Here is a 6000-nt window from a genome sequence, read left to right as displayed (position 1 = left end):
CTACAGCAGTTGCTACATAATGGCTGTACCAATGAAAAACGGATTAGCACGAATATATACCTCCTGTTGATGTTTATATGCCTGTTTATGCAAAAAATATTTTTGCCAGTTGTCAGATATGCCAAAGGCTCCGTTAGCTTGATCAAATGTGTAAAGTTCTTTGTATTGAACATGAAAGAGGTAATCGCTACAGGTAGAAAGCAGTTCAGAGATATTATAGATAAGTACTGTAAATATGAAAAAAGAAACCACAGAATTAATTTAAGCCAACTATTTTCAGCTTAACTTGACGCTAATGCAACTTTTCGGGAAAGCAATCTTTCATACTGCCCTGCTACAAGATTGCTTCATCCAATGAAAAATTGGCTTCGCAATGACGATTTCCTTTAGTTAAGTAAATATTTATCTACTCTATTTACAAAATCGTTCAGATCGAAGGGTTTGTTGATGAAATCTTCCGCATCACATTTAGCCTTAACTGCATTAAGATGGTTGTTAGCCGACATCATCATGACCGGGATATCATGTGTTTTTATATTTCGCTTTAGCATATTACAGATATCCAGGCCATTTCCATCAGGTAACATAATATCAAGAATTACCATATCTGGCCGGTGTTTGCTCATTTGAAACCAAAAATCGTTGGTGTTAGGGCATGTCTTTACTTCGTAAAGTTCTTCGATTAACAAAAATTCGATGATTTCTCTAATACTCGGATTGTCTTCTACTACATAGATGCACTTTTTCATAAGCTCAACTTTTGTTATATAGATAACTAACCTAGCTATCAGATGTTTAAGATAGTTATGCACAATATTAGAGTTATTAACCTTTTGGTGCGCCGTGTCATGCGTTTCTATAATTTTTGTGCTGACTAAAAAAAATATAAAAATAAATTTTGATACTAATTTTTTTAGTATAGATTTGCTTTTGGAGAGACAGGATACAGGAGATATCATAAAGATAATCCGATGTATTTAATTGATGATTTTAAACAAAAAGCTTCTTGCTTGGTTTGTTTGCTGATATATTTATTTTTTCTATGACCGTTACCGTTTTAGCCATATTCGAAACAGATTTTAGACCAGATCTTTCATTAGGTAAAATCATGAATGAAAGATTGAGGATTGCCGCTGCAGATCTACAGGATATTCATTTACAGCATTTACATGCCATTGGGCAGCGTAGTGATGATTTGGTGGTATATATAAGTTATAACCCAAAATATAAAATAAGATGGCGTGTTGTTAACGACGTGCCAGAGGATGTAGAAAACTTTGTCGCCCAAACCTGCGGTAATTTAGGTTACATCCATTGGAAAACAGCTTCTATTAATGTTTTTAAAGGAAATGAATAAAAAAGATTTCTATCGTGATATTTTATGGCGGTCGTCATTCTCGCGTAAGCGGGAATCTTAATTCGATAAACTTACTTTTATGATGGATAGATTATAGAAGTCTAAAATAAGTAGATGGTACGAAAGATGCTGAAATAAATCCGATAACTATCGGATCAGCATGACGATTTCTCCAGTATAGCGTAATAAAACTCAAATAAAAAAACGAGTTGCTATTTGGCAACTCGTTTTTTGTTTCTTTTTTGGTCGTCACCCTTAACCGAGGCTTAGCGAGCTCACCGAATGTAATTTATTTCAGGGTCTATCTCGCCAGTAAGATGCTAACTAAATCCGATAGCTATCGGATCAGCATGACGATTGCTTGGCGATATAAACAGATAGGAGTCTATTAAACTAAAAATCCTCCGCCCAATAAATCATTTCCTTCGTAAAATACCGCCGATTGACCTGGTGCAATTGCTGAAACATTATGATCAAACACCACGCGCATTTTATCTTTTTCCTGAACAATTGTACTTAACATACCTGCATCTTTGTAACGGATTTTGGTAATCACATCATTCATTGGCTCTTCAATGCTCGCATATTTTATCAGGTTAATGTTGCGTACCATGGCTTCGCGGCGTTCAAGCTCATCAGCTTTACCCAAAACTACGGTATTGCTTTCTGGCAGTATCTGCGTTACAAACATAGGTTCGCCAAAGGCAACGCCTAAACCTTTACGTTGGCCAATGGTGTAAAAAGGATAACCTTTATGTTGTCCAACAACCATTCCATTGCTTAAAATGAAATTTCCGCCGGCTACTCTGTCTTCTAAATCTTCTACTTTATGTTTTAGGAAAGCCCTGTAATCATTATCAGGTACAAAACAGATTTCGTAGCTCTCCGATTTTTTTGCCAGTTCTTCCTGTCCCATATCTAAAGCCATCTGTCTGATTTCAGATTTCGCGAAACTGCCCAATGGGAACTTTGTCCTCGAGAGGTTTTCCTGCGAAACGCCCCAAAGTACATAAGATTGATCTTTATTTTCGTCTTTTCCTTTCGAAATTACATAACGGCCGCTGTCTTGCTGGCGGATGTTGGCATAATGACCAGTTGCAATAAATTCGCAATCGAGTTTATTGGCACGTTTTAAAAGCGCTTCCCACTTAATATGTGTATTGCACAAAACACATGGATTTGGAGTCCTTCCGGCCAGATATTCGTCAACAAAATTGTCGATTACATAATCGCCAAATTCATCCCTGATGTCAAGGATATAATGCGGAAAACCATAGTTTACGGCAAGTGTACGTGCATCATTGATACTATCTAATGAGCAACAGCCAGTTTCCTTACTGCTTCCACCAGAAGTAGCATAATCCCAGGTCTTCATGGTTAATCCAATAACCTCATAACCCTGCTCATGCAACATTACAGCCGCTACCGAACTATCAACCCCGCCACTCATGGCAACCAGAATTCTACCGTGTTTACTCATCTTAAAAATATTGGATGCAAAAATAAGGTTTATTTAGCTGAAATTATTTAAAGCAAGTCAGTTACTTGTAAAAAGCGGTTGTTAAATTGCTTCTGCTTGTTATTTAGGGCGCTAAGGTGGCTCGGGCGGTCAGTAATATTTTGAAAATGAGTGGACCGGTGTTAGTGGCTGCCAACAGTCCTGCTGTCCCTTCAAGTCCTCACTCATGCTTCGCTCCGGGCCCGTTCTATCAGGTTATTTAACAATGTCTGTTAACCTTTTGTACAACTTTTTGAGTAAACCTAGTAAGTTTAAATTGAAAGAAGTCAAGTTTAAAATAGCGCGGTACAAATAAAACTTGACTTCTTTTGTGAAAATGAATATGTATAAATTCCGAAGGTTTAAAGCCTGCGAGGTTTTGAAACCGCAATAAATTGTATCTTCAAGCTTCTGAAGTGTATTTTTTATTTTACTTAAACGTTTTAGTGTCGTGTTTTATGCATATTTGAAGATAAATTAATACCTTAGAATTTTCAATAAAAAACAAGCTAATTTTAAAAGATATGATCAAAAAAGTTATCCTGCCTTGTCTTTTGCTTTCAGCCATGATGGCATCGGCACAGCAGAATCTGGTGCAGTATGTTAAACCTATTATTGGTACATCTAAAATGGGGCATACCTATCCTGGTGCTACAGTTCCATTTGGTTCGGTACAGTTAAGTCCTGAGACGGATACTTTATCTTACGAAGTAAATGGGAAATACAATGGCGATGTATATAAATACTGTGCGGGTTATAAATATGAAGATAAAACCATTACCGGCTTTAGTCATACCCATTTTAGCGGCACTGGTCACTCCGATCTGGGCGATTTCCTGATCATGCCTACACAAGGTAAATTACAGTTAAATTCTGGTACCGCATCAGATCCGAAAAGTGGTTACCGTTCAGCATTTTCGCATACCAATGAAGTTGCAGAGGCAGGTTATTACAAAGTAAAATTAGATGACGATAACATTACTGCCGAGTTAACCTCAACGACAAGGGTAGGGATGCATCAATATACTTTTCCTAAATCAGATCAATCGCACATTATTCTCGATCTGATGGCTGGTATTTACAATTATGAAGAAAAAACCGTTTGGACTTACGTTCGGGTGGTGAACGATACGCTGATTACAGGTTACCGCCAAACCAACGGATGGGCCCGAACCAGAACCGTTTATTTTGCCATGAGCTTTTCTAAACCTTTTAAAAGCTACGGACGTAAAAGCTATGATGCTAAACAGGCTTATAGAGGCTTTTGGGGCAAGTTTAACCAGGAGCAGAACTTTCCTGAAATTGCAGGCAAAAAACTGAAAATGTACTTCGATTTCGATACCCAGGAAGGAGAGAAGATTAAAATTAAATTTGCTTTATCGCCGGTTAGCCAGGAAAATGCCTTGCAGAATATGCGTGCAGAAATTTCGGGCTGGGATTTCGAAAAAGTGAAAGCTCAGGCACAGGCTACCTGGAATAAAGAATTGAATAAAATACAGGTAACTACTTCTAACGATAATAAAATAAACTTTTACACCGCTTTATATCATGCTTTTATCAATCCAACAACCTATACCGATGTTAATGGAGAATACAAAGGTTTAGATCAAGGGGTGCATAAAGCTGAGGGCTTTACCAATTACACTACATTCTCACTCTGGGATACCTACCGGGCCTTACATCCATTCTTTAATATTATGCAGCCAGGCCGAAGTAATGACATGGTGAAATCGATGATGGCACATTATGATCAGAGTAGTTTACACATGTTGCCGATCTGGTCGCATTATGCCAACGATAACTGGTGTATGAGCGGTTACCACAGTGTTTCTGTAATTTCTGATGCGATTATTAAGGGTACTTATAATGGCGATGCAAACAAAGCATTGGATGCCTGCATTGCAACAGCAAAACACCGCGATTATGAGGGAATTGGCTATTATATGGATAAAGGTTATATCCCCGCAGAAAAATCAGGCATTTCGGTTTCCAATAATTTAGAATATTCTTACGATGACTGGTCGATTGCACAACTGGCCAAGAAATTAAACCGTATGGATGTTTATAACGAATTTATCAAACGTTCTAACAACTGGAAAAACAATTACGATAGTGCTACTGGTTTCATGCGCCCTAAATTGGCAGATGGCTCTTTTAAAAAGCAATTCGATCCAAAAGATACCGAAGGACAAGGTTTTATTGAAGGTAACAGCTGGAACTATAGTTTCTTTGTTCCGCAGGATCCGGCTTCGCTGATTGAAATGATGGGCGGCAAAAAGAAATTTGCAACCCGTTTAGATACTTTGTTTACCATGCATTTACCCGACGAGTTTTTTGCGCATACTGAAGATATTACCCGCGAAGGTATTATTGGTGGTTATGTGCATGGTAATGAGCCTGCGCACCATATCGCTTACCTTTACAACTGGACCGATCAGCCATGGAAAACTCAGGCGCAGATCCGTCACATCTTAAACATGCAGTACAAGCCTACTGCTGATGGTTTGGGCGGAAATGACGACTGTGGGCAGATGAGTGCCTGGTATATGTTTTCTTCGTTAGGTTTTTATCCGGTAGCACCAGGCTCTGATGTATATTCATTAGGTAGTCCGTTGGTTAATAATGCTGTAATTAACTTAGAAAACGGTAAAACATTTACTGTTGAAGCCATTAAACAGAGTGATAAAAATGTTTATGTAGAGAAAGTTTTATTGAATGGCAAAGAAATTACCGATTATAAAATCAAACACGCTGATATCACCAATGGCGGAAAACTTACTTTTTACATGAGCGCAAAACCTAAGAAATAATTTTTCTCATCCCTGTACAAATTAAACCGTCGGCTTTATTGGTCGACGGTTTTTTTGTTTTGGGGCGTTAGTTCATTAGTCATTAGGTTATTGGGGTATTAGTCAATAGTAGATAACTAATCTGTTGTAAGAGGTTGTTTATCAGTGCATAAATTTTGTTTTATCACCTAACCTCCCCAAACATTAATAGTTAAACTTATCTAACAATTCTTAATGTCTTAACTTCTTAATGATAAAGATTAATGATGTTTTTTTATGTTTTCGCTGAGGAAAGCAATTAGTGAAAAATAAATTTTGATATCTAAATTATCTATCACCCGCATTGGTTAACCTGG

The 6000-nt window shown here is 37.5% G+C and carries 5 protein-coding genes; 3 read left to right on the top strand and 2 right to left on the bottom strand.

Annotated features, from left to right (window positions below; genetic code table 11):
- Window positions 1-285 (top strand): hypothetical protein (locus tag EYS08_RS26105; protein WP_208745900.1); only part of this gene is annotated, 285 nt, incomplete at its 5' end.
- Between the two features lie 101 nt (window positions 286-386).
- Here EYS08_RS26105 and EYS08_RS18725 read toward each other — a convergent pair.
- The gene (locus tag EYS08_RS18725; protein ID WP_131031546.1) at window positions 387-749 is read right to left on the bottom strand and encodes a response regulator; all 363 of its coding nucleotides are present in this window, start codon (window positions 747-749) and stop codon (window positions 387-389) included.
- A 293-nt stretch (window positions 750-1042) separates the two neighbouring features.
- Here EYS08_RS18725 and EYS08_RS18720 point away from each other — a divergent pair, with 293 nt between their 5' ends.
- Entirely contained in the window at window positions 1043-1357 is a 315-nt protein-coding gene (locus EYS08_RS18720) for a hypothetical protein (protein ID WP_057934638.1), read from the top strand.
- Between the two features lie 388 nt (window positions 1358-1745).
- Here EYS08_RS18720 and mnmA read toward each other — a convergent pair whose 3' ends face one another.
- The gene (gene mnmA / locus EYS08_RS18715; RefSeq protein WP_131031545.1) at window positions 1746-2837 is read right to left on the bottom strand and encodes a tRNA 2-thiouridine(34) synthase MnmA; all 1092 of its coding nucleotides are present in this window, start codon (window positions 2835-2837) and stop codon (window positions 1746-1748) included.
- Window positions 2838-3379: 542 nt separating this feature from the next.
- On the opposite strand from mnmA, the gene EYS08_RS18710 reads away from it, so the two are divergent.
- Complete coding sequence (locus tag EYS08_RS18710) at window positions 3380-5665, top strand: GH92 family glycosyl hydrolase (protein ID WP_131031544.1); 2286 nt, start codon at window positions 3380-3382, stop codon at window positions 5663-5665.
- The last annotated feature ends 335 nt before the right edge of the window (window positions 5666-6000 follow it).

The organism is Pedobacter kyonggii (assembly GCF_004310665.1).
Taxonomy (GTDB): domain Bacteria; phylum Bacteroidota; class Bacteroidia; order Sphingobacteriales; family Sphingobacteriaceae; genus Pedobacter; species Pedobacter kyonggii.
The sequence above is the reverse complement of the archived record's forward strand: the minus strand, read 5'-3'. Positions and strand labels throughout refer to the sequence as shown.